This is a genomic window from Martinezella sp. CNPSo 3964, from assembly GCF_057784375.1.
This window is the reverse complement of record NZ_JBXSOW010000001.1, coordinates 905,573-927,323: the sequence shown is the minus strand read 5'-3', so window position 1 is coordinate 927,323 and position 21,751 is coordinate 905,573. Positions and strand designations below refer to the sequence as shown.

At 60.0% G+C, this 21,751-nt stretch carries 23 protein-coding genes; 13 read left to right on the top strand and 10 right to left on the bottom strand.

Going from position 1 to position 21,751, the window contains the following annotated elements; genetic code table 11:
• Positions 1-50: 50 nt before the first annotated feature.
• Together AC13Q5_RS04515 and AC13Q5_RS04510 are read right to left on the bottom strand one after the other, a co-directional pair.
• Complete coding sequence (locus AC13Q5_RS04515) at positions 51-1,190, bottom strand: AI-2E family transporter (protein WP_488500944.1); 1,140 nt, start codon at positions 1,188-1,190, stop codon at positions 51-53.
• Between the two features lie 104 nt (positions 1,191-1,294).
• Positions 1,295-2,161 (bottom strand): VOC family protein, encoded by an 867-nt coding sequence (locus AC13Q5_RS04510; protein WP_488500943.1) that lies wholly within the window; start codon positions 2,159-2,161, stop codon positions 1,295-1,297.
• 325 nt (positions 2,162-2,486) lie between these two features.
• On the opposite strand from AC13Q5_RS04510, the gene trhA reads away from it, so the two are divergent.
• Positions 2,487-3,155, top strand: coding sequence for a PAQR family membrane homeostasis protein TrhA (trhA, locus tag AC13Q5_RS04505; protein WP_075852033.1), 669 nt, complete (start codon positions 2,487-2,489; stop codon positions 3,153-3,155).
• On the opposite strand, the gene AC13Q5_RS04500 is transcribed toward trhA, so the two are convergent.
• Entirely contained in the window at positions 3,130-3,645 is a 516-nt protein-coding gene (locus tag AC13Q5_RS04500; RefSeq protein WP_075852034.1) for a hypothetical protein, read from the bottom strand. The genes trhA and AC13Q5_RS04500 overlap by 26 nt on opposite strands.
• Positions 3,646-4,006: 361 nt before the next feature.
• Between AC13Q5_RS04500 and AC13Q5_RS04495 the strand changes: the two genes are divergently transcribed.
• The 8 genes from AC13Q5_RS04495 (at position 4,007) to AC13Q5_RS04460 (ending at position 10,932) form a co-directional block, all read left to right on the top strand.
• Positions 4,007-6,403 carry a putative monovalent cation/H+ antiporter subunit A gene (locus tag AC13Q5_RS04495; protein WP_488500942.1) on the top strand — a complete coding sequence of 799 codons (2,397 nt, stop codon included), beginning with the start codon at positions 4,007-4,009 and terminating at the stop codon, positions 6,401-6,403.
• Positions 6,400-6,819 carry a Na+/H+ antiporter subunit B gene (locus tag AC13Q5_RS04490; RefSeq protein ID WP_457879830.1) on the top strand — a complete coding sequence of 140 codons (420 nt, stop codon included), beginning with the start codon at positions 6,400-6,402 and terminating at the stop codon, positions 6,817-6,819. The genes AC13Q5_RS04495 and AC13Q5_RS04490 overlap by 4 nt, the downstream gene beginning before the upstream one ends.
• Positions 6,819-7,196 (top strand): Na+/H+ antiporter subunit C, encoded by a 378-nt coding sequence (locus AC13Q5_RS04485; RefSeq protein WP_488500941.1) that lies wholly within the window; start codon positions 6,819-6,821, stop codon positions 7,194-7,196. The genes AC13Q5_RS04490 and AC13Q5_RS04485 overlap by 1 nt, the downstream gene beginning before the upstream one ends.
• A 4-nt stretch (positions 7,197-7,200) precedes the next feature.
• A complete protein-coding gene (locus tag AC13Q5_RS04480; RefSeq protein WP_488500940.1) occupies positions 7,201-8,763 on the top strand; it encodes a Na+/H+ antiporter subunit D in 1,563 nt (520 codons plus the stop codon).
• Positions 8,760-9,233, top strand: a complete 474-nt coding sequence (locus AC13Q5_RS04475) for a Na+/H+ antiporter subunit E (protein WP_488500939.1) — start codon at positions 8,760-8,762, stop codon at positions 9,231-9,233. The genes AC13Q5_RS04480 and AC13Q5_RS04475 overlap by 4 nt, the downstream gene beginning before the upstream one ends.
• Positions 9,230-9,607, top strand: coding sequence for a cation:proton antiporter (locus AC13Q5_RS04470; RefSeq protein ID WP_488500938.1), 378 nt, complete (start codon positions 9,230-9,232; stop codon positions 9,605-9,607). The genes AC13Q5_RS04475 and AC13Q5_RS04470 overlap by 4 nt, the downstream gene beginning before the upstream one ends.
• Entirely contained in the window at positions 9,607-9,972 is a 366-nt protein-coding gene (gene mnhG / locus AC13Q5_RS04465) for a monovalent cation/H(+) antiporter subunit G (RefSeq protein ID WP_075852041.1), read from the top strand. Before AC13Q5_RS04470 ends, mnhG begins: the two co-directional genes overlap by 1 nt.
• A 531-nt stretch (positions 9,973-10,503) precedes the next feature.
• Positions 10,504-10,932, top strand: coding sequence for a Ros/MucR family transcriptional regulator (locus tag AC13Q5_RS04460; protein ID WP_069616071.1), 429 nt, complete (start codon positions 10,504-10,506; stop codon positions 10,930-10,932).
• Between the two features lie 71 nt (positions 10,933-11,003).
• Here AC13Q5_RS04460 and AC13Q5_RS04455 read toward each other — a convergent pair whose 3' ends face one another.
• On the bottom strand, positions 11,004-11,426 hold the full coding sequence (locus AC13Q5_RS04455; protein WP_488500937.1) for a SufE family protein: 423 nt from the start codon (positions 11,424-11,426) through the stop codon (positions 11,004-11,006).
• Positions 11,427-11,556: 130 nt separating this feature from the next.
• Positions 11,557-12,021, bottom strand: coding sequence for a DUF5330 domain-containing protein (locus AC13Q5_RS04450; protein ID WP_075852043.1), 465 nt, complete (start codon positions 12,019-12,021; stop codon positions 11,557-11,559).
• A gap of 453 nt (positions 12,022-12,474) precedes the next feature.
• On the opposite strand from AC13Q5_RS04450, the gene AC13Q5_RS04445 reads away from it, so the two are divergent.
• The 3 genes from AC13Q5_RS04445 (at position 12,475) to AC13Q5_RS04435 (ending at position 15,495) form a co-directional block, all read left to right on the top strand.
• On the top strand, positions 12,475-14,028 hold the full coding sequence (locus AC13Q5_RS04445; protein ID WP_488500936.1) for a sensor histidine kinase: 1,554 nt from the start codon (positions 12,475-12,477) through the stop codon (positions 14,026-14,028).
• Entirely contained in the window at positions 14,000-15,037 is a 1,038-nt protein-coding gene (locus AC13Q5_RS04440) for a peptidoglycan-binding domain-containing protein (protein WP_488500935.1), read from the top strand. Before AC13Q5_RS04445 ends, AC13Q5_RS04440 begins: the two co-directional genes overlap by 29 nt.
• Before the next feature lie 98 nt (positions 15,038-15,135).
• Complete coding sequence (locus AC13Q5_RS04435) at positions 15,136-15,495, top strand: DUF1491 family protein (protein WP_488500934.1); 360 nt, start codon at positions 15,136-15,138, stop codon at positions 15,493-15,495.
• 7 nt (positions 15,496-15,502) lie between these two features.
• Here the strand turns inward: AC13Q5_RS04435 and AC13Q5_RS04430 are convergent, their stop codons facing one another.
• Together AC13Q5_RS04430 and AC13Q5_RS04425 are read right to left on the bottom strand one after the other, a co-directional pair.
• Positions 15,503-16,510, bottom strand: coding sequence for a DUF2336 domain-containing protein (locus AC13Q5_RS04430; protein WP_488500933.1), 1,008 nt, complete (start codon positions 16,508-16,510; stop codon positions 15,503-15,505).
• A gap of 456 nt (positions 16,511-16,966) precedes the next feature.
• On the bottom strand, positions 16,967-17,173 hold the full coding sequence (locus AC13Q5_RS04425; protein WP_457879838.1) for a hypothetical protein: 207 nt from the start codon (positions 17,171-17,173) through the stop codon (positions 16,967-16,969).
• Positions 17,174-17,697: 524 nt separating this feature from the next.
• Here AC13Q5_RS04425 and AC13Q5_RS04420 point away from each other — a divergent pair.
• Positions 17,698-17,865 (top strand): hypothetical protein, encoded by a 168-nt coding sequence (locus AC13Q5_RS04420; protein ID WP_167459816.1) that lies wholly within the window; start codon positions 17,698-17,700, stop codon positions 17,863-17,865.
• Between the two features lie 161 nt (positions 17,866-18,026).
• Here AC13Q5_RS04420 and AC13Q5_RS04415 read toward each other — a convergent pair whose 3' ends face one another.
• The 3 genes from AC13Q5_RS04415 to AC13Q5_RS04405 all read right to left on the bottom strand — a co-directional run bounded on the left by AC13Q5_RS04415 (position 18,027) and on the right by AC13Q5_RS04405 (position 21,590).
• On the bottom strand, positions 18,027-18,575 hold the full coding sequence (locus tag AC13Q5_RS04415; RefSeq protein ID WP_075852048.1) for a DUF1254 domain-containing protein: 549 nt from the start codon (positions 18,573-18,575) through the stop codon (positions 18,027-18,029).
• Positions 18,568-19,155 carry a DUF1214 domain-containing protein gene (locus tag AC13Q5_RS04410; RefSeq protein ID WP_075852049.1) on the bottom strand — a complete coding sequence of 196 codons (588 nt, stop codon included), beginning with the start codon at positions 19,153-19,155 and terminating at the stop codon, positions 18,568-18,570. Before AC13Q5_RS04410 ends, AC13Q5_RS04415 begins: the two co-directional genes overlap by 8 nt.
• 215 nt (positions 19,156-19,370) lie before the next feature.
• Positions 19,371-21,590: a transglycosylase domain-containing protein gene (locus AC13Q5_RS04405; protein WP_488500932.1), complete on the bottom strand. Its 2,220-nt coding sequence runs from the start codon at positions 21,588-21,590 to the stop codon at positions 19,371-19,373.
• Positions 21,591-21,751: the final 161 nt, after the last annotated feature.

The following is a 21,751-nucleotide window of genomic DNA, read 5'->3' as shown; positions in this document are numbered from 1 at the left end:
GGAGAAGTGTATAGTGGTTTTCCGTCCGGAATGCGTAAAAGCAAGGCGCTTTAGCCCGGCAATTGCGGCTGGGCCTTTTCCTCGATGAAGAGTTCGTCGATGACAGTCATGACGATCAGCGAAAGTGGCAGTGCCAGCATGGCGCCGACCGCGCCCCACATCCATGTCCAGAAGATGATCGCAAGAAAGACGACGAAGGGATTGAGCTCCCATTGGCGACCCATGATTGCCGGGAAGACGAGATTTTCGACGGTCAGATGCACGGCAAAGAACGCAACCGCGGGGGCCAGGCCGAAGACGATGTCCGAATGCGTAATGATGCCGGCGATTGCGAGCGCGATCGTCATCGTCGTCACGCCGAGGAACGGAATGAAGCTGGAGACGAAGGCAAAAACACCCCACAGCACCGGCACGCTCATGCCGCCGACATAGGCGATGACGGTCATCGCGACACCTATTCCGGCGTAGATCAGCGAAGCCGTTGCGAAATAGAAGCCGAGTACCTGTTCCACGGCGTTGATGATGCGGATCGCGTTCAGCCGAGATGCCCTGCTGGAAAATGCCATGATGATCGTCTTGCGCAGGCTGATCCGGCCGGCAAGGAAGAGCAGCAGAGCCGCAAAGAAGATCAGAATCTGAACGATGGCCGGCGTCAGGCCGGCGGACACGACATGCAGGACATTGCCGCTGTTTTCCAGCAGGGTGCCGATCGACATCGGGCCGCCCTGGAAGCTTTCCGATGAAATATGCAGCCATTTGAACCGGTCGAGATAGGGCATCAGCTTGTCTGACGTGCGCTGGAAGAAGTCCGGGGCTTCCTGTGCAAGCTTTGCCACGGGGCCGGCAAGTGCATTGATGATGAGGAAGATCACCAGCGCCACGGCCGATGACAGAAGGACGGCGTTGAGGACGCGGGGTACGCCAAGCTTGCTGAGTTTTTCCGCCGTCAGTCCGAGGATCATGCCGACGACGACCGCGAGCGTCACCGGAATGAGGATCAGCGACATCATATAGACGCCCGCCAAAGCGAGCATGAGGAAGATGCCGATGGTGGCCCAGGCGGCGGCAACATCGAGCTTGACGTGTCCTTCCCCGTCATCGCCGCCATGGGCAGCGCGAGCGCTGTCGGGGCCAGCGTCCTGCGCTGATACTGCGTCCGATCGGCCGGCGGCCACCTTGTCGAGTTCCATGCGTCGAAAATTCCCCGAAGGCAGGATCGCCTCACTACTCCAACGCGAAAAGCCCGCTGCGGTTCCGCAACGGGCTTCTTTCTGAAGGATGTGCGAGGCTGGTATCAGGCGACCAGATTGAGCCCGATGCCCCAGGGATCGCGCAGCGATACGCCGCCGTCGCGCTTCTCTGTCTTGATCTCGTGCTGCTCCAGAGCGGCGACGGCCTTGTCCAGTGCGTCTTTGTCGTTGAAGCGCAGCGTATAGTCGGAAAGGCCGGTCATATGCTCGCTGCGCACACCGGCACCACGGCTGTTCCAGGTATTGGCACCGAGATGATGGTGGTAGCCGCCGGTCGCAAGGAAAGTCGCACCGGGATAGCGCGCCGCCATGACCTTCATGCCGAGCACGTCGCGATAGAAGGCATTGGCTTCCGCCACGTCGCCGACCTGCAGATGGATATGGCCGATAGCCGATCCTTCGGCCATGCCGTCCCAGCGATCCTGCGGGGCGCTTTCGTAAAGCTTTTGCAGATCGAGCCGGAGCGTGGCCATTTCGACCGTGCCGTCATCGTGGAAGGTCCATTCCCCATGTGGACGGTCGGCATAGATTTCGATGCCGTTGCCTTCCGGGTCGGACAGATAGATGGCTTCGCTGACAATATGATCCGAGGCGCCTTCCAGTACCACATTGTTTTGGGCTGCGTGGCGAAGCCAGCGCGCAAGCTCGACGCGGCTCGGCAGCAGGAAGGCGGTGTGGAAAAGACCGGCTGCCGTCCGCGGAGCGCGCGTCGCAGCGCGATCCGTCGTCAGCGTCAGAAGGGGATGGCCAGCAACGCCCAGAACTTCGCCGCTCGCCGTCTTCTCGATCACTTTCAGGCCCAGCATGTCCTGATAGAAGCGCGATACCAGCGGCAGGTCGGTCACGACGAGGTGAGACTGGCCAACATAGACAGGGCGGGTCAATGCGTAGGAGGGGGCGGTTTCGGTCATGGGGTCAGTTCCAACCTTAAGGGTCTTGAAAAGGCAACCGGCGTCGGCGGCAGTCAGGCCACCAGTGGCGGGCAGGAGGGTCTCGCCGGTTGATGTGCCTCTTTGATCTCCTGACCCGCCGTACTTGCACATTGATATGGCCGATTTTGATTGTTCACAGAAGGCCATAAATTGCGGATTGAGCGTTCGCTTTCCATTGACGAGCTGCGGACGTGCTACGAGCACTGCTACTCACGAAGATTTATCGCTGTACTCGTTTGGCGCAGTTGTCTCCTCCTGCTTCTAGTGCAAGGATTGGTCTCGGACGAAAACGGAACCGGATGAAATGACCGAATACAGAGGCATCCGTTGGGCCTATGATCGCTATGAGATCATCGCCGACAGCATCGTCAACGGCGTCGGCGTGGTCTTCGCGCTGATCGGCGCTACTGTCTTGATCTTCTATGCGACGGTCTGGAGCTCCTACGGCGAAATTGCCGCCGCCTGGATCTATGGCGTCGGTCTGGTGCTGACGCTTGGAATGTCCTTCACCTACAATCTGTGGCCGGTCTCCCGGACGAAATGGTTTCTCCGCCGCTTCGACCATTCCTTCATCTATGTCCTGATCGCCGCTACCTACACGCCCTTTCTGGAGCGGGGATCCGAGGACCCGCTGCTGCTTGGCGTGCTGATTGCCGTCTGGGTCTTTGCGGCGTTCGGCATCGTCCTGAAAGTCCTTTTTCCGGGACGCTTCGATCGGCTGGCGATCCTGCTCTACCTTGCCATGGGCTGGAGCGGCATCCTCGTCGCCAAGCCCGTTTCCATGCATATCCCGTTTGCCTCGATGCTGCTCATCATCATCGGCGGGGTGATCTATTCGCTTGGCGTGATCTTCCACGTCTGGGAAAAGCTGCGCTTCCAGAATGCCATCTGGCATGGTTTCGTCGTTGCAGCCGCTGCCGTGCACTATTCGGCGGTGCTGACCTGCTTCAGCCTGTCGCCGGAAAACTTTTGACGATCTCAGCCGTCGGCGTGCACTTCTTCGTCGAACGCAGGCTGCGCACCAGGCGCATGACGACAGCATCGTAGCGCTGCATATCGGCCTTCGAATAATCCATCTGGAAGAAGGCGGCGGCACCGTTGCAGAGTGCGACCCCACGCACGTAGACGATGCGCCCCTGCCTGGTGCCGGAAAAGCTGATGCCGCGCGAATTCGATTTCGAATAGGAAATCTTCCAGCCCTGGTCCCTGGCGAGCGCCACGCGACCGTTCGCTTCCGATGCAAAATCGCCATTGGCAACCATCGTGCCGAAGACCTGCAGCGAAGCGGAGCGATCTGCCGGCGACAGCGAAAGCCTGTCGGTATCTTCGGAAGAGGCGGCGAGATGGAATTCCGACGGCAGCTCGATCGCATAGCCAAGGCCCGCATTGTCATAGGACCACCAGTCCGCGGCAAGAACCGTGGTGGGGGAGAGCAGCAGGATGGCGATCAGGCGGGCGAGCATTGCGGTTTCCGGGAGGCGGGATCTGCAAACCGATCAAGATTAGCGCATTTTTAAGCGCGAATTCCATAGCGATTCAAGAAATGTGCGTAATTTAGCGCAAATTCATTACAGCTTCATTGCGAGCCATGCAGGATCGGTAGGGTAATATGCGGCAATGCGAGGTCCAGGCGGGTATCGTGAACCTCCGGAAAGTCCGCGATGTCCTGCAACCTCTGAGGGGCATTGGTATGGAAAACCGATTTCGGTGGTTTACGTCCGGTTTTCCCCTGTCAGGGCTTGAGGCGTTGTGTCCTTTCGCCTATCCCTTCAAGACCGCTCCGGCTGTGCCGGATTCTGCATGAACGTTCAGTGAGGGGGGAACATGGCCGCCGCCACCGCGGGCCTGACATTCCTGGCTTTATGCCTGCCCTTTCTCGGTGCGCTGATCGCGCCGGTTGTCGTTCGGCGTTTGGGCCATAATGCGGCATGGCCCCTGGCGCTGCTTCCCGCTCTCGCATTTCTGCATTTTTCGGGCTTCCTCCCCGCTGTCGCAGCCGGCGGCGTCCAACTTGGCGGTTTCGATTGGGTGCCGAGCCTTGATCTCAGGTTCTCCTGGCTGATAGACGGCCTGTCGCTGACCTTCGCGCTTCTCATCACCGGCATCGGCACGCTGATCGTGCTCTATGCCGGCGGCTATCTGAAGGGGCATGCCGATCTCGGACGTTTCTTCTCTTTCATCTTTCTCTTCATGGGTTCGATGCTCGGCCTCGTCGTCTCGGACAGCTTCCTGACGCTGTTTGTCTTCTGGGAACTGACCTCGATCACCTCCTTCCTGCTGATCGGCTTTGACCATCAAAGGGAGGCATCGCGGAGGGCGGCGCTGCAGGCGCTTGTCGTCACCGGCGGCGGCGGGCTGCTCTTGCTGGCTGGCTTACTGCTGATCTGGCAGGTGACCGGCATCGGCGCGATGTCCGACCTCCTGAAGGCCCGCGACGCCTTGCGTGCAAGCCCGTTCTATCTTGCAGCCCTTATTCTTGTGCTTGGCGGCGCCTTCACCAAATCGGCGCAGTTTCCGTTTCATTTCTGGCTGCCGAATGCCATGGAAGCGCCGACACCCGTCTCGGCCTATCTGCACTCGGCAACCATGGTGAAGGCGGGCGTCTATCTTCTCATGCGGCTCAATCCGGCCATGGGCGGAACGACGGCCTGGCAGACAATCCTGCCGGTCTTCGGCGCGGCGACGCTGCTGGTCGGGACGCTGCTTGCGATCCGCCAGACCGATCTGAAGCTGAAGCTCGCCTATACGACGGTTTCCTCGCTCGGCTTGCTGGTGATGCTCACCGGTTTCGGCACGGATTATGCCGTCGAGGCCGCCGTCCTCTATCTGGTGGCGCATTCGTTGTTCAAGGGCGCCCTGTTCATGGTCGCCGGCATCGTCGATCATGAAACGGGAACGCGCGATATTACCCGGCTGGGCGGCCTGCGCGCGGCCATGCCGCTGACCTTTGCGGCTGCGCTAGTCGCCGCCGTGTCCATGGGCGGCCTGCCGCCGGCTTTCGGGTTCCTTGCCAAGGAAGAGATTTATGCGGCGCTGGCGCAGGCATCGCCCGGGCCGATCATCCTCACGGTCATCGCCGTGGCCGGCAATGCGCTGATGTTCGCCATCGCCTTTGCCGTTGCGCTGAAACCTTTCATCGGTCCGTTGACCGAGACGCCTCACCAGCCGCATGAGGCGCCGCCGCTGCTCTGGCTCGGGCCGGTGGTGCTCGCTCTTCTTGGCCTCCTTTCGGCTTTGTTTTCGGGCCAGTGGCACGATTATGTCTCCTCGCCGATGGCAAGCGCTGTTGGCGGTAAGGCGCTGGAAATCTCGGTCTCTCTGATCCCGCATCTTGGTCTGCCCCTGGCGCTTTCGCTGGTCACCGTGCTGATCGGCATCATCGTCTACTGGCAGCTCGATCGCGCTCGCTTCCTGATGTCCGTTATCCTGCGCGCCCTCGGGCCGGGACCGGATCGCGGTTTCGATGGCTTCATCTCCGGGCTGGTACGGCTGTCGCACGGTGTCTCCCGCCTCCTGCAGCCCGGCAGGCTGGAAATCTACGTCACCGTCACCTTCCTCTGCCTGGCGGCACTGCTGCTGATCCCGCTTGCGGTCCACGGCGAGCTGCCCGCCATGCCGGCCTGGCCGAACCTGCAATGGCATGAGGCGACGATCTTCCTGATCGCCATTATCGGCGTTGTCGCGGTCGTCTTTGCACGAGACCGGCTGACGGCGATCGTTTCGCTCGGCATCCAGGGCTTTGCCGTTGCCGTCATCTTCTTGCTATTCGGCGCCCCGGACCTGTCCTTCACCCAGTTCATGGTGGAGACGCTGGCGGTCGTGATCCTGGCGCTTGTCATGACGCGGCTGCGCCTTTCGCCGTCCGATCGCCAGCCGCCGCTTGCAAGGATTGGTCACGCGGCGCTTGCCATCGCCTGCGGCACCGGCTTTGCGCTTCTTCTGCTGAAGACGACCGAGGCGCCGTTCGACCTGACGCTGACCGCCTTCTTCAATCAATATTCGAAGCTGATCGCGCATGGCGACAATGTCGTGAACGTCATCATCGTCGACTTCCGCGGCACGGATACGCTCGGCGAGATCGCCGTCGTCGCCATGACCGGGCTTGCCATCCTGGCGCTGATCCGTATCCGCGCTGGCGGTGAGCGCAAACTAGCGACAAATGACCCCGATCTCGAGGAGAAGCCCGGTCTTGACGAAGGGATGGAGGCCGGGCGCTCATGAATACGCTGATCTTCCGCACCGCCGCACCGTTTCTGACGGCCCTGATGCTGCTTTTCTCCGTCTTCGTGCTGCTGCGCGGTCACAATGAGCCCGGCGGCGGCTTCATCGGCGGCCTGATTGCGGCTTCGGCGCTCGCGATCTATGGCATTGCCTGCGGTGTGACGGCGGTCCGCCGCGCGATTGTCTTCCATCCGCTGGCGATTGCCGGCTTCGGCCTTCTTGCGGCGACCGTGGCAGGCATCGTGTCCGTCTTCGCCGGCGTGCCGTTCATGACGGGGCTCTGGATCTACCCGTATTTGTTCGGCATCGAAGTGCCGCTCTCCACCGTCATGCTCTTCGATACCGGCGTCTATCTGGTCGTCGTCGGCGCCATCACCTCGATCGCGCTCGCCCTCGAAGAGCGGGAGGTGGATTGATGGAAGCCGTCTTTGCCGTCGTCGTTGGCATCTTTTTCACGGCGGCCATCTATCTGATGCTGTCGCGATACTCGATCCGCATCATGCTCGGCATCGCGATCCTCGGCAACGCCGTCAACCTTCTGCTATTCACAACTGGCCGGGTCACGCCCGAAGTGCCGCCGATTATCCAGAAAGGGGCGAGCACGCTCGATAATGCAGCCGCCAATCCGCTGCCGCAGGCATTGATCCTGACGGCGATTGTCATCTCTTTCTCGTTCTTGGCCTTTCTGCTCGTTCTGACCTATCGGGCCTATCAGGCCTTGAAGACCGACAACACCGGCGAGATGCGGCTTGCCGAACCAGAGGAGCGGCCGCTGCCGCCCTTGGGGTACTGACGTCATGGCTGGACCCACGGATACCGCAGTTGATCTCTCCCACGCGTTGGTTGCCGCGCCGATACCGATGGGACATTGGCTGGTCATATCGCCCGTCGCATTGTGCATCGGGCTCGGCGCGATCCTTCTAATGCTGCGCAACCGCACGGAATGGCACGGAGCGATTGCCATTCCCGGCCTGGTGCTGCTGGTGCTGATCGACGCCGCCTTGCTCTACAAGGTCGTCAGCAACGGTGCCGTGACCATGGTCATGGGACGATGGCTGCCGCCCTTCGGCATCGCCTTCAGCGTCGATATTTTCGGCGCACTCATGGCCTTGACGGCGGCGCTCGCAGCACTTGCGGCAAGTGTTTATTCGCTCGGCGAAATCACAGTGAGCGGCCGGCGATACGGTTTCTTTCCCTTCCTGATGCTGTTGCTCGCCGGCGTCAGCGGTGCCTTCCTGACGGGTGATATCTTCAACCTCTATGTCTGGTTCGAGGTGCTGCTGATTTCGTCCTTCGGTCTGCTGATCCTCGGTTCTGAGCCGGAGCAGATCGACGGTGCAATGAAATATGCCGTCCTCAATCTCATCGCCACGACGCTCTTTCTCGTCTCCGTCGGCTATCTCTATGCCGTGTTCGGCACGCTCAACATGGCCGATATCGCTATGAAGGCGAGGGCGATCAACAGCAGCGCGCCGCTGATGACGCTGGCGGGTCTGTTCCTGCTGGCCTTTGGCATGAAGGCCGCCGCCTTTCCGGTCAATTTCTGGCTTCCGGCTTCCTATCACACGCCGCGCATCACCGTTTCAGCCCTGTTTGCCGGCCTGCTCACCAAGGTCGGCATCTATGCGCTCATCCGGGTTCTGGTCATGCTGCTGCCGGTCGAGCGGGCGGGGCTTGGTCCACTCGTCACAGTCATTGCTATTGCCACCATGCTCGTCGGTGTCGTGGGTGCGCTCGGAGCAAACGATATCCGCCGTATGCTTGGCTATATCGTCATATCAGGCATCGGCACGATGCTGGCGGGCGTGGCTCTTGGCAGCGCCGATGGTCTGAGCGGCGCGATCTTCTATGCGCTGCATTCTATGGTGCTGATGACGGCGCTCTATCTGATCGCCGGCCAAGTGGCTCGGCTCGGTGGCAGCTTCTCGCTCACGGCCCTTGGTGGGCTCTATCGGCGCAGTGGCTGGTTTGCCGGCCTCTCGCTGGTGCTGTTTTTCGCCATCAGCGGCCTGCCGCCTTTTTCCGGCTTCTGGCCCAAGGTCGTGCTGGTCAAGGCGGCGCTTGCAGCGGGCGCATGGTGGCTGGCCGCAACAATCCTCTTGGCCGGTTTCCTGACGACGATCGTCTTCGGGCGAGTGTTCCTCCTCGCCTATTGGCGCCCCGCTGTGGCTGACGTCACCGCGACGGAGCCGATCGGATGGCAGACCGCTCTGCCGCTGCTGGTCCTTGGCCTGTTTGTCGTCGGCTTCGGCCTGTTTCCAGAGTCACTCCTGCATCTGACGCAGGCTGCCGCCCTCGGTCTCGAACAGCCATCGGCCTATCTGCGATCCGTCTTCCCCATGGCAGGAGGCGTTCAATGATCCTGTTCGTCTTCAATTTGCTGCTCGCCATCGTCTGGGTCGCCATCACCGGCAGCACCTCCTTCGTCAATCTGGTATTCGGCTTCGTCTTGGCTGCAATTGCGCTGGCGATCGTGCGCTCGTCCTATGGGGGCGTCCTTTATCTCGGCCGCATCAGGCGGATCCTCATGCTTCTGCTGGTGTTCGTGTGCGAGCTTGCCAAGTCGGTCTGGGCGGTTGCCGTCACCGTCATGAGCCCTAGGATGGATGTGAAGCCCGGCATTTTCGCCTTTCCGTTGACCGTCGACCGCGATTTCGAAATCACTCTGCTTGCCAATCTCATCACCCTGACGCCAGGCACGCTCTCCGTCGATGTTTCTGATGATCGCAAGACGCTCTATGTTCACGCCCTCGACTGCTCCGATCCGGCGGCCATCAGGCGCAGCATTGCCGATGGCTTCGAGCGGCGCATCATGGAGGCTTTCCGATGATCGCCGCATCCGTCGTTTCGTCCGCCGCAATGGTGGCGCTCGGCATTCTGAGTATCGCCTTCCTGCTTACGGTCTACCGTGTGGTGGTCGGTCCGACCTTGCCGGACCGGGTTCTCGCGCTCGACATGCTGGTGGCGATCGCCATAGGCTTCATCGCCGTGATCGCCATCAAGACGGGTTTTACGCTCTATATCGATATTGCCATCTCGCTCGGCCTCGTTGGCTTTCTCGCGACCGTCGCCTTCGCACGGTTTATCCTGACGCAGGCGCAATCAGATACCGCGCGACGCGCCCGTGCAGGGTCGGATGAGAGCATCGCCGCCGAAGGCAAGAAGGCTCGTAAGCACCACGGGCGGAAGAAGGGAGGGCGATAGTGGATTTGCTTTGGGCCACCATAGTAGCCGCGCTTCTACTTTCGGGTGCGCTGTTCTCGCTCATCGCCGCGATCGGCATCGTACGTCTCCCCGATCTCTACAGTCGCATGCATGCGGCGTCGAAGGCGGGTACGGTCGGCTCCGGCTTGCTGCTACTTGCAGTCGGTATCCACTCGCAGGACATATCGGTCCTGGCGAGAGCATTGGCCGGCTTCGTCTTTTTCGTGCTGACCGCACCGATTGCGGCACATCTACTCGCGCGCGCGGCGCATAAGGCCGGACATCGGCTGACGCCGCCTTCGGTGCGGGATGAACTGCTGGCGCGGGAGCAGATCACGAAAAGCGCGTATAGGAAGAAGGGCTAACAAACGCGGAGATTGTTCACAAAGGAATAGCTGTTCGCGTTATTAGTTATCTGTTTTTTAGTAGATGAATTTTTTGCGAAGAAATGTAGGGATTAAAAACTGGACATTTGGATAAAGAGTGCTAATTCAGATTCAAGTAGAGTTCTGATGTTGAGTTAGTCTCGACCGGGTTTAAGCTCTCGATGCTTTTATCTTTCTTTGATGAAAAGCTGAGCAAAACTTTCTTCCGGTAAGCGATTAAAGATCGCTATCGCGGTCGCTAATTCTGATATCAGGCGGCAAGTGGCGGTTTTCTCTCGCATGAGGTCTAGGGGTGGATTTCATGTGGAAAGAAATTTGGTTTTATCCACCGTTTTCTTGCTGGTGACTGCTACGAATACGAGCAATGCGTTCGCGCGGATTGCTCGGCGCTGGGACATAGCGAAATCAACAGATTTCCGTAGCCAAGCGCAAATTATATAGCAACGTTGTGCCCTGCGTGCTCTCCGGAGGCGCGGACGCAGCAGGCAAGCCGATGAACAGGAGAACACAATGACAGATGCGGCCCTTGGCAACGGGCAGGAGTTACTGGTTGAACTGACTGCCGACATTGTTGCGGCCTATGTCAGCAACCATGTCGTACCGGTCAGCGACCTTCCAAATTTGATTTCCGACGTACATTCCGCCTTGAGCAGCACCTCGGCTCCGGCACCTGCCGTAACCGTGGTCGAAAAGCAGAAGCCGGCCGTATCCGTTCGTAAATCCGTGCAGGACGACCAGATCACCTGCCTGGAATGTGGTGGCAGCTTCAAGTCTTTGAAGCGACATCTCATGACTCATCATGGTCTCTCGCCGGAAGAATATCGCGAAAAATGGGATCTCGCTGCGGATTATCCGATGGTCGCGCCGGCCTATGCAGAAGCCCGGTCGCGCCTGGCAAAGGAAATGGGCCTCGGCCAGCGTCGCAAGCGCGGCCGCTGAGAGTTCCATAACGAGCTTGAAGATAACCCGGCTTTCAGGTCGGGTTATCCCATGTTGGTCGCAGGTGCTGCCTATGCCGCAGCCCTGGCACGAGCTTCTTCGCGAATGCGTTTGATCATCGAGCGCAATCCGTTGGCGCGCTGCGAGGAGAGATGCTCCACCAGCCCGATCTTCCCGAAGACGTCGATTGCATCGAGAGCCGCGATTTCCGAAGCTGGCTTGCCGGAATAGGTAGCGAGCACGATCGCCACCAGCCCACGCACGATATGTGCGTCTGAATCGCCTTCAAAGGTCAATATCGGATTGTCCGGGTCGCCGGACGCATGTGTGACGAGCCAGACCTGGCTTGCACAGCCCTGCACCTTGTTTTCCAGCGTCCGCTTTTCCTCCGGCAGATCGGGCAGCGCCTTGCCGAGCTCGATCACAAAGCGATAGCGATCCTCCCATTCGTCCAGGAAGGAAAAGTCTTCGATGATCTTCTCAAGCGGTGTCATTGCAGCAGTCCAGATTGTCCATTGTCTTGCATATAGGCGAAACGGTGCCCGATTTGAACCCGGGACGATAAAGAACGCCGCTGACCATAAGAGGTCAGCGGCGCCAAAGTTGGGGCCAATGGAAGAAATGTCAGATGTGCGGGCGCGGCATCGGTAGCGGAATGGAAGACGGCAGCTTGACCGTGCCGGTAACGACGACGTCCGCTGTCTCGGTGCCGGTGATGCGCTTGGCCGGCATCGGCTGGGTCATGGCGGCGACCTGATCGGTGTTTGTGCGAGCCGCTGTCGCATTAGGCTCCGCGGCCGACTGCTGATCCTTGAAATGGCGGCCGAGCAGGTCGTAGGCAACACGGGCACCGTCGCCGACCTGATATCCGAGAGCGGTCAGCGTTTCGCCCCCCTTGACGCAGACCTCAGGCTTTTCGTTGCACATGGCGCCGACATATTGAACGACGCCTGATGCAGCCGAAATCGCATCGGAAACCTGTACCGCCGGTTCGCCGCCCGGCCGAGGCCCGCCTTCGGGTTTTGCAAAGATCGGCAGGAACATGAGAACCAGCGAAAACCAGAACCCTGCTCTAATCAGAAACCACATCGCCTAGCCCATCCTCTCTGTCGCTCGGCTCGAGCGCCGATTCGGACTTGCCCGTCCGATCTGGTTCGAACCCTATCCGGCAGAGGACAACAGTGCTTTTCAAAACTCGGCAGCATTTTCTGCAATTTTGATTCAAATTTTAGCTTTCCGACTTTGAACAAGCATTTGGTTCAAATTGTAGCGATTGCTGTTAAGCATGTCTCGCCCTATCCGCCTGATATGCAGGGGTTTGCGGATGAAAGCCTTGCCGTAAAAGTTAACGCGCGGCGGAAATACGAATAAAATCCGTTGCTTACCCGCTGTTAACCACAAAAAACAAAGGTCCCTCATTCTGCATCAAAACGGGATTTTGGGGCCTTTTTGGCGGCTCGGCGCGTTCCTTCTTTATTCTTTCCTTAAGTCGGCGGGGCCTATTGTGCGGTCCAATAAGTGACCGTTTTGACGGGTTGTAGTGTGCGCGTATTGAGTGACATTTCTGTCGGGGCTGCAGCCTTCGTGGACCGGGTAGGCCGAAGCTGGCTCTCCCGGACGAGCGGGGATGGCGAAGTCCGTGGGCAGGAACTGGCGATCCTGCGCCGGCTTGCGCTTGCTTCTTCCGTTGCGCTCTTTGCCGTTCCGGCGGGTCTTTCCCTCGTCACCAGTCCGGCCGTGGCGCTGCCTGCCGGCGTGGCTACGGTCTGCGCCGCTTTCCTCTTTTCGGCCGTCGGTAGCATCGCGTTGTCGCGTCAAAGGCCTGCCCTCCATCCGGCAGAGGCGGTCATCGTCGAGCACCGTGACCTGATGCTGGAGTCGGCCTTCGGCCTCGTCCTGCTGTTTGATCCTCAGGGCAATGTGACCACGGTCGGCGGTCGCGACCGTACGGAATTTCTGAGCTGGATGCGCGACCCCACCGGGCGCGGCTTCGTCGAACAGATCCATGTCTCCGACCGGATCGTCTTCTTGCAGGCTATCGATGTGTTGCGCCAGGGCAGGGATGCCCATGGTGCCGATTTGCGCCTCGAGCGTTCGGCGGTCGCCAGCAGCGATGAGCAATTCGTCCATGTGCGCATGGAGTTGACCGCCCGCCGCGATGGCGAGGGGCGCCTGACGGCAATTGTCAGCCAGCTGCGCGATATCTCCCAGGACCAGCAACTTCGTGAAGATGCGGCGCGCAAGGCGGCCGAGGCGGAATCGGCCAATGACGCCAAGTCGCGCTTCCTGGCTGCCGTCAGCCATGAACTGCGTACTCCACTCAACGCGATCCTGGGTTTCTCCGATATTCTCAGCGGCGAATATTTCGGCAAGCTGGAAAACGATCGCCAGCGGGAATATGTCGGCCTGATCCGCCAGTCCGGCGCGCATCTTCTGTCGGTCGTCAACACCATGCTCGACATGAGCAAGATCGAGGCTGGCCGCTATGAGCTGCTGCTCGAATCCTTCGCGATCGAAGACACCATCGCGACATGCGAAGCAATGCTCGGCCTGCAGGCGAAGGAAAAGGGGCTGACGCTCACGAGCCGCATCCAGCGCGGCCTCGGCGAGATCGTCGCCGACCAGCGGGCCATCCAGCAGATCCTCATCAACCTCGTCGGCAACGCCATCAAGTTCACCGATGCGGGCGGCGCGATCACCATCGACGCGGCCCTTGCGGATGGTATGCTGAAGCTGTCGATCGGTGATACGGGCATCGGCATTGCCAGCGAGCGGCTGGCCTCGCTTGGCCAGCCCTTCGTGCAGATCCAGAACGATTACACCCGCCGTTACGCCGGCACAGGTCTCGGTCTATCGTTGGTCAAGGGCCTCGTCGGCTTGCATGGCGGAAACTTCTCGATTGCCAGCGCGCCGGGTGAAGGCACGGTCATTACCATCCTCATTCCCTTCGACGGCTCCGGTGCCGTGACGATGCAACAGCCTGTGGATGCTAATCGTCCTGTCGATTTTCCGCCGCGCCTGAAACATACTGTGGAGATAGACGAAGGGCGAAACAAGGAACTGATGAATGGCCCCGCAAAAGCGAAAATCGCCTAAGGGAAGAGGAAAGGGCAAGCGCAAGCAGCCTGGCCTTGCTTCCCGTGGTGCGGTTGCCCTTGGCAGCCTGAGCCTGCGCGGCAGCACCGCGCTGGGCGGCCTTGGCCTTCGCGGTGCTAGTGCGCTCGCCGCCGTGATCGGCAGTGCGGTCGGTCGTCATCCCGCAATTGCCGGCGGCGTCGCACTCTTCTTCGGGGTTTTCGGTTTCGTCACCGCAAATGCGCTCTGGTATCAGACGGGCGCGCATCCATCGCCAATATTGCGCACCCGCGATCCGGTGTCCCCCTATCAGATCCCCGGCCGCAAATCCTTCCTGCACGCGCAGCAGGCCGATGCCGGCAATGTCACCACGTTTCGGATCGAACGACAGGATTCGACTTCCGATCCCGCCACGCCGTCGCCAACCGGGCAGGCAGCAGGCGCAGCCGCAACACAGTCGTCCAGCGCGCCGTCGAAGCTCATTGCCGATATACAGGCCGAACTTATTCGTCACGGCCTCTATGATGGCGCCGCCGATGGAAAGCCGGGATCCCGCACGACATCGGCCATCCTCTTCTTTCAGGAGGCGTCTGGCCTTGCACAGACCGGCACGCCGACGCCGGAGCTTCTGGCCGCCCTCAAGGCCAGCAATGCCGCCAATGCGCAGGCAGCGAGCGGCAGGGCGAATACGGCGGCCGCCGTTCCCACAGAGCGCCCCGTCAATGTTTCCGCTACGGCGGACGCGATCGATCCGGTCGCCGCCGCCATCCAGAATGCCGAGAAGAATATCAGGACCGGCGCCGTCGTGGCCAAGGCAACGCCAGGCGATGCGGTCAACAAGGTGAATATGGTCATGCAGATCCAGAAGGGTCTGAGCAACATCGCCTACAGCAATGTCAGCATCGACGGCGTTGCCGGAGAGCAGACGAAGGCGGCTATCCGCCGCTTCCAGAAGCACTATCGCCTGCCCGAAACCGGCGAGCCGAACATGACGGTCCTCAAGAAGCTGCAGGATATCGGCGCGCTTTAAGGCGGCCACGCAAGCGCCGATCGTCACCTTGGTAATGACCTAAGCTCAGCAGGTGCCTTCAATTTGCGTTGGCAGGCCCGCGCCGCTATAGCTCGCACATGAGATTGCGCAGCGATATCTTTGTTTCCGCCCTTATCCGCCGCCTGTTCACCCGTGGCGATTTTGCTGCTGTCGAGCACAAGGGCGAGGAGCAGGCGGGCGCGATCTTCATCCGCCAGCGCTTCCGTGATGGATCGGAAACCCTCTATGCGCCGGCGCCACAGAGCCTGTTCGATGAGGAGGAGAGCGGAACGCGGCTTTTTGAAACGCGCATCGACCGCAGGGATCCGCAGGAAATCCGCGAAACGCTCGATCGCGAGCTGAAATTCGATCCTGATTTGTGGGTCGTCGAACTGGAAACGGACGATATCGGCGATATCGTCCCTTTAGCCGGTTTGCGCGCCAATCCGCTGGATTGAGCCGTCTCTACCGCCTGTTTGCCACGCGCAACTCGCGGACAGCCCCGGATTTCGCGCCGAACAACGGCGCTGCGGGTGGCTGGGCCGGCTTCTCCTGCGGCAGATAGGTGTAGCTGTCGGCGCGACGCCATGCCTCGACGCGCGCCTGGCTTTCTTCCGTGTCGATATTGTCGAGTACCAGCCATGCCCGGCTGACACTGCCATGCCGTTCGGCCAGATGCGGATAGAAGCGCTCGAGCGAGTAGACGGCATCGGCGATGCCCATGCCGAGGCTGACGAGCGTGACCGCGAGCTGTTGCCCCGAAGTATCGAGCAGGATGCGTTCCGCAAGCCAGTAGCTGGAGGAGAGGGCATCGGCGAGCGTGGTAGCAAATTGCGCTGCGTCGCGCTCGCGCGCAAAGCGGACGAGCAGTGCCTCCTGCGTCTCGCTGAGGCTGCGCAGACCGAGCCGGTCGCTGTCGTCGCGGGTCAGATGACGCGCAGCCTGTTTGATCTGCTGGCGCAAGATTTCTTCGCGTGATTGCCGTTCGGTTTCTGCCGTCTCGGCTTGAGATGAAGCGACATCCGCTGGCTGCTCTTGCACGGTCATGCCGCGTTCCGGCTCGGCCTGATGCAGACCGACGAGCGCGTCTATGACCTTGGGAGAGAGGGATGACCGACGGACGATTGCCCGCGCATGGGCGGCCCCTTGCGTGCGGGCGATAGTGATGAGTGTGTCATCGTCGATCGCCTGCGAACTTGTCAGGAAGGGCGCGGCAATGGCGATCGGCTGACAGCCGATGAACAGAGCAACGGCTTGCGGCACGGTCTCGCATTGGGAGAGAGCGGCAACCGCCTGTCGCTTTGCCTCGTCCGAAGACGCCTGGAAAACGGGGGTGAAAAGCTCGGCGAACTGGCGCAGTTCCGATTTGGATGGATGGCCCATGCCTTCGAAGCTGGTGATGGTCGCCATCAGAACCACGTCCTTCTTGCGGACAGTCGCAGGCTCTTCAAGATCTCGAAACCGATCACGCACGCCAACACCCATACTGATACGCTGAACAAAAAAGCAGGGAACCCGATGGTCGACCAAGCGTTTCGCCTCGCCTCATTCCAGTCGCGCCGGGCAGCCCTTTCGGTGAAGAGGGCGTGTTCGGCAGCGCTTGTCGAAACGGGTTTGGACACGGTCGTCCTTATCTGGCTTTCGTGAAAGACTAAGGCCGCCAGGGTTAATGGTTCGTGAAAACTTTATTAAAATCCGAATAAAAATTGCGCGTTAAGCTTGCGCGAGGCGGGCATCAAGGTTTTGGCCGCATAAGCTGCGGTTTGGCGCGTAAAGCCCACCTGTGGAAAACCTTTCTCGGCATACACGGCCGATGCGGGATTCAATCTAAGGGTGCATGTCGCGGCAAGGTAGTCGAAGACGATACTATCACGCTTGCGAAGCGGATATTGGGCTCCAGCCGGCCTCTTGGTGTGAATGGGGAATGTCTCAGATGCCCTTATGCTCGCGCAAGGCCGCGAGCAGCTTTTCCGAGGTATTGTAGCCCGATTGAAAAAGGCCGATTGCCGCGGTGGCCGCGAACTGGGCTTCGGTACTTTTAATATCTATCCGCTTTTCCAGACACCACCCGTCCAGCGCGTTGCGCAGGACTGTGACATCCTCCGGTGAAAAGACGGAACTGCCCGCCGCAAACATAGATCGCCCTCGAATTTCGATCTTACATTACGTTAATTTTTCGTGAGCGCAAATAATATTTGCGTGACGCTTTTCTGCAACGCAGCGCTCATGCTTTCCATTTGCCCGCTGGGTCATATTTTTAATTAAGAATATGATATTGCTAGATTTTATGGCGAAAACGCTTCCTGTAATTTTTCAACGGCCGATGAAACCAAACCCGCTGCTACGGCGTTAATAGAGTATGACGAGTGATGCCGAGAATGACGAGCGACGCGAATTAGCATTCTGTTAACTGCGATATGTCTGAATTCCGATTGAAAGCAGCCATTGGCAGAATGTGATCGAGTGTAAGGACAGCATGGGAGCCGAAAATCGGTGCCCATGCCACGGTGTAAGGGAAATGCCGTGAGAAGGCGCGGATGCCTCCATTGAAGCCCAAAGATAAAGGCTGGAATGGTGGGGAGCGCTAGCCCGCTTCAGTGGCGGGCAGGGTGAAATCAAGTCGCAGGTTCATCCGTCTCGAGACGTTAATGGAGACGAGAATGGCAAAGATCATATCTCTTTCGGATTGGCGATTGCGCCTGCCACCGCGCGCCCAGAAAGAGCCGGTGGAGGCAAAGATACTTTTGTTCACCGGCGTGCGTTACGAGCATCTTGATACGCCAACGCATCGCCCGGGAGCAGGCCCGAAGCGGGCAAAGGGGAAGTAAGCGCTTCAAGATATGCAAGCGCATGGCGAGTACATGCGCGCCTGCCAGTTGCCGCTGTAATCCAGCCGGATAGCGCCTGCTGCGGCCCTCGTTATGGATCAGCCAGTTCCTGCCGTCTAACTCTCGATCCAGGGTTTCAACCCACGATCTCAGCCCAAGTCTCAGCCATTGTCGAATTCGTCGCAGCCGGCCTCGGAGAGGAATTCTCGCGCCGCATCGTCGAAGCTTGCCTGAGGCGCCATGGTGCGCAGTACCGCATAGCCCTGGGCTCGCGGCACTTCCACCAGAATCGATTGGGCAAGGGCAGGTGGTAGTGCCTTGCGTATGCCAGTCAGCTGGACGGGCGATGCAAGCAGCAAATCGAGCGTCCCGCCGACCGATGTGCGGTCGCTCATGCTGAACACCTCATTGGATGCCGCATCATAAATGGCGAGCGACCAGAATGGCACCTTGCCCTTCGCGGTCAGATGAACGGGCGTATCCTCGATGTCGAAGGCGCAGACGGCGGTGCGGATATAGGGATCGGTGTTGGAAAGCCCAGCATCGTCATCCTTGTTGTCGAGCATGTAGAAATGGTTCTCGTCACCTTCGTCCGATACACGCGTATAGGCGTCCCGGTCGGAGAAATGCGGCAGCGACAGAATGATGATGATATGCAGCAGTACCGCACCGAATATGCCGGTCAGGATCGCAAAGACGAACCTAAACATTGCCGCACCCGATCTTCTCGAGTTTCGGCATGCCGAGATCGATCAGGCCGGAATTGCTGGCCGCGGGCGAATCCAGGAGCGTCCATACCAGGCGAAAATTGCCTGTGGGCGGCAAGGCGAGCCAATTGCCCGCCTGGGCATTGGATGAAACGGTGATGTTGAAGGTCGAATCCGGCTTGCGTAGCACCACCCAGGAATTGATGGTGGAGGGGCGACCGGCAGCGTCCTCGATCGGCCGACCATCATTGCCGGCGATGAAGAGGGTCCAGAGCCTTGCTGGCGGCGTCTGGCCGCTGATGCGGTAGGTACAGCTTGCCGTCAACCTGGTGCCGCTGTCGTCATCGGAAGCGGTAAAAACCAGCCCCTCGGCCGTGCCGTAAAGCAATCGCCCGGCGCGCGCTCTATGGGATTTCGCATAAGGGTCCGCATCCGCCGTCTGCATTTCGGGAAAAGCCTGCCAGGCGCCAAGCTTGATCGCGCCGAAGCCGGAGGTGGCATCCAGCGCCAGAAGCGTGAACACGATCCCGCCGCCAAAGGCGATGACAAGCGAAAGCGCAACAAGAAGGGGAACTCGGAACACCCTAGGATCGTCCTCGTGACAAATCAGTGTCGATTTATTCCTGATTCTGGCGGTAGGGGGAAGGGCAAGCCGCTATTTACGGCTGTCTTGAGAGCAATGGCTGGGATCGGGAACGGCGACGGGCTTCCGAAACACCGGCTTCCGTCCGTTGGTTTGAGGGCAGATTTGCTGCCGTCATCTGCATCACACCGCGGTACGATTTCCGTGCGGATGGATCACTCAGGCGCCGCCGCGCTGCGGCGCTCCGCTGTCGCCACTTTCTGTACGCCGAGCGGTGTCGCGGCCTTCAGCCTTTCGCCGATATCGCGCAGGATATTCGTGGAATCCACCGAAAGCGAACGAGGCCGCACCAGCGGCGGCAGGCCGCCATTGGCGGGGTCGGCGGGCTTCTTGGCGGCAACGGTTTGCGGCTTCTGTACCGGGAACGGGTTGGCGATGCCCGGGATCGGCTTGAGCACGATGCCCTGATTGGCGTAATCCATGATCTTCTTGAAGGTCATGGCCGGTAGGGTGCCGCCCGTCATGTTGTTCGTGGACGTATAATCGTCATTCCCGAACCAGACGGCACAGGTGTAGTTGCCGGTAAAGCCGATGAACCAGGCGTCGCGATAGGCCTGCGTGGTGCCGGTCTTGCCGCCGACCACGATGCCGTTGTCGAGGGCTGCCTTGCGGCCGGTGCCGATCACCGGAACCTGCGTCAGCATCTGGTTCATGTAGGACGTGGCTTTTTCGGTCAAAATCCGCTTCGCAGGCGCTTCGTCGCGGCTGAAATCGTAGAGCACCTTGCCGTCATAGCCGGTGATCTGCTCGATGCCATGGCGGCGCGATTGCATGCCGTTGGCTGGGAAGACTGCATAGGCTGTCGCCTGGTCGAGAACGGTCACTTCAGACGTGCCGATCGGAATGGTCTTGTCGTTGCGGATCGGCGTTTCAACGCCCATGGCCTTGGCCATCTCACGGATCGGCTGGATGCCGAATTTCTCCTTGGCGAGCCGCACGGGGATCGTGTTGATCGACTGCGTCAGCGCCTGGGTGAGCGTCACCTTGCCTTCGTAGCGGTTCTCGTAATTGTGCGGGCTCCAGTTGCCCCAGCTGATCGGCGCATCGACGATGGTGGATGTCGGCGTCATGCCGTTCTCCATCGCGACCGAATACGTATAGATCTTGAAGGATGAACCCGGCTGGCGCAGCGCCTTGGTGGCGCGGTTGAACTGGCTTTCGCCGTAGTCGCTACCGCCGACCATGGCGCGCACCGCGCCGCCGCTTTCGATGACGACCGAAGCGCCCTGTTTGGCCTTGTAGCGCTCGCCGAACTCCATCAGGCTGGATTGGACGGAATCCTCCGCAGCCTTCTGCAGTCCCATATCGATGGTGGTGCGCACGATCAGCGAGCGCTCGGGGAACCGGTTTGAAAGCCGCTGCACCTCGTCGAAGGCCCAGTCGAGGAAATAATCCGGAGATTCGATCTGGGCACGGTCCACGACCGAAGCAGGGTTGCGCCGTGCGGCGATCACCTGTCCCTCGGTCATCAGCCCGCTTTGTACGAGATTGGACAAGACGTCGTTGGCGCGGGCGCGCGCCGCCGGCAGATTGACATGTGGCGCATATTTCGCAGGCGCCTTGAAAAGGCCGGCGAGCATCGCCGCTTCCGCCAGATTGACGTCGGTAATGCTCTTGCCGAAATAGAACTGCGCCGCCGCCGCCGCGCCGAAGGTGCCGCCGCCCATATAGGTGCGGTCGAGATAGAGGCTCAGGATCTCCTTCTTGGAGAGATTGGCCTCGAGCCAGATCGCCAGGAAGGCTTCTTTGACCTTGCGTTCGATGGAACGCTCATTGCTGAGGAAGATGTTCTTGGCGAGCTGCTGCGTCAGCGTCGAACCGCCCTGGACGACGCCGCCGGCTTGCGCATTGACGGTGACTGCGCGGAACAGGCCGATGACATCGATGCCGAAATGGTCGAAGAAACGCCGGTCCTCGGTCGCAAGCACCGCCTTGATGAAATAGTCCGGCAGTTGGTCGACCGGCACGGAATTTTCGTGAATGATGCCGCGATGCCCGATGACGTTGCCGTAGCGGTCGAGGAAGGTGACGGCGAAATTGCCGCGATTGCGCCAATCGCCCTGGGTTGCCTCGAAGGCGGGCATGGCGAGCATCAACATGACGACGGAGCCGGCAGTCCCGAGCGTCAGGCCTTCACCAAGCAGTTCGAAAAGAATGCGCTTCCAGCCGCGAACGCGGAAGCGGCGGAAGAAGATGGTGATCTCTTCCCATGCCTCGGCGAGGCCAAAACCGGCATTCCACAAAGTGGAGTCGATCCATGAATCGAGGCGCAGAAAGAAATAGCGCTTCCGACGCCGCGGCTTTTCGGCCCCGTTATCCCTAGGCGTCTCGGGCTCCGTCTTCGGCCCGTTTTCTGGATTGGATGGGTCTTCCACGCTCTACTTCCCGACCACATTACTGCCGCGTGTCTCCTTGTGGCACACGCAAAGCCCATTATCTCATAGAACGGCTAATTGAATAATTGGTTGATTTAGAGAAAAGAACAAGAGACATGCATGCCGCAGCCCGAATTCCCCTTGGCCGGGCGGCGAGGACG

Excerpts from the sequence above, each read along its gene's own strand:
- AC13Q5_RS04515 (WP_488500944.1), bottom strand. The coding sequence starts at position 1,190 with ATGGAACTCGACAAGGTGGCCGCCGGCCGATCGGACGCAGTATCAGCG.
- AC13Q5_RS04510 (WP_488500943.1), bottom strand. The coding sequence starts at position 2,161 with ATGACCGAAACCGCCCCCTCCTACGCATTGACCCGCCCTGTCTATGTT.
- trhA (WP_075852033.1), top strand. The coding sequence starts at position 2,487 with ATGACCGAATACAGAGGCATCCGTTGGGCCTATGATCGCTATGAGATC.
- AC13Q5_RS04500 (WP_075852034.1), bottom strand. The coding sequence starts at position 3,645 with ATGCTCGCCCGCCTGATCGCCATCCTGCTGCTCTCCCCCACCACGGTT.
- AC13Q5_RS04495 (WP_488500942.1), top strand. The coding sequence starts at position 4,007 with ATGGCCGCCGCCACCGCGGGCCTGACATTCCTGGCTTTATGCCTGCCC.
- AC13Q5_RS04490 (WP_457879830.1), top strand. The coding sequence starts at position 6,400 with ATGAATACGCTGATCTTCCGCACCGCCGCACCGTTTCTGACGGCCCTG.
- AC13Q5_RS04485 (WP_488500941.1), top strand. The coding sequence starts at position 6,819 with ATGGAAGCCGTCTTTGCCGTCGTCGTTGGCATCTTTTTCACGGCGGCC.
- AC13Q5_RS04480 (WP_488500940.1), top strand. The coding sequence starts at position 7,201 with ATGGCTGGACCCACGGATACCGCAGTTGATCTCTCCCACGCGTTGGTT.
- AC13Q5_RS04475 (WP_488500939.1), top strand. The coding sequence starts at position 8,760 with ATGATCCTGTTCGTCTTCAATTTGCTGCTCGCCATCGTCTGGGTCGCC.
- AC13Q5_RS04470 (WP_488500938.1), top strand. The coding sequence starts at position 9,230 with ATGATCGCCGCATCCGTCGTTTCGTCCGCCGCAATGGTGGCGCTCGGC.
- AC13Q5_RS04460 (WP_069616071.1), top strand. The coding sequence starts at position 10,504 with ATGACAGATGCGGCCCTTGGCAACGGGCAGGAGTTACTGGTTGAACTG.
- AC13Q5_RS04455 (WP_488500937.1), bottom strand. The coding sequence starts at position 11,426 with ATGACACCGCTTGAGAAGATCATCGAAGACTTTTCCTTCCTGGACGAA.
- AC13Q5_RS04450 (WP_075852043.1), bottom strand. The coding sequence starts at position 12,021 with ATGTGGTTTCTGATTAGAGCAGGGTTCTGGTTTTCGCTGGTTCTCATG.
- AC13Q5_RS04440 (WP_488500935.1), top strand. The coding sequence starts at position 14,000 with ATGGCCCCGCAAAAGCGAAAATCGCCTAAGGGAAGAGGAAAGGGCAAG.
- AC13Q5_RS04435 (WP_488500934.1), top strand. The coding sequence starts at position 15,136 with ATGAGATTGCGCAGCGATATCTTTGTTTCCGCCCTTATCCGCCGCCTG.
- AC13Q5_RS04425 (WP_457879838.1), bottom strand. The coding sequence starts at position 17,173 with ATGTTTGCGGCGGGCAGTTCCGTCTTTTCACCGGAGGATGTCACAGTC.
- AC13Q5_RS04420 (WP_167459816.1), top strand. The coding sequence starts at position 17,698 with ATGGCAAAGATCATATCTCTTTCGGATTGGCGATTGCGCCTGCCACCG.
- AC13Q5_RS04415 (WP_075852048.1), bottom strand. The coding sequence starts at position 18,575 with ATGTTTAGGTTCGTCTTTGCGATCCTGACCGGCATATTCGGTGCGGTA.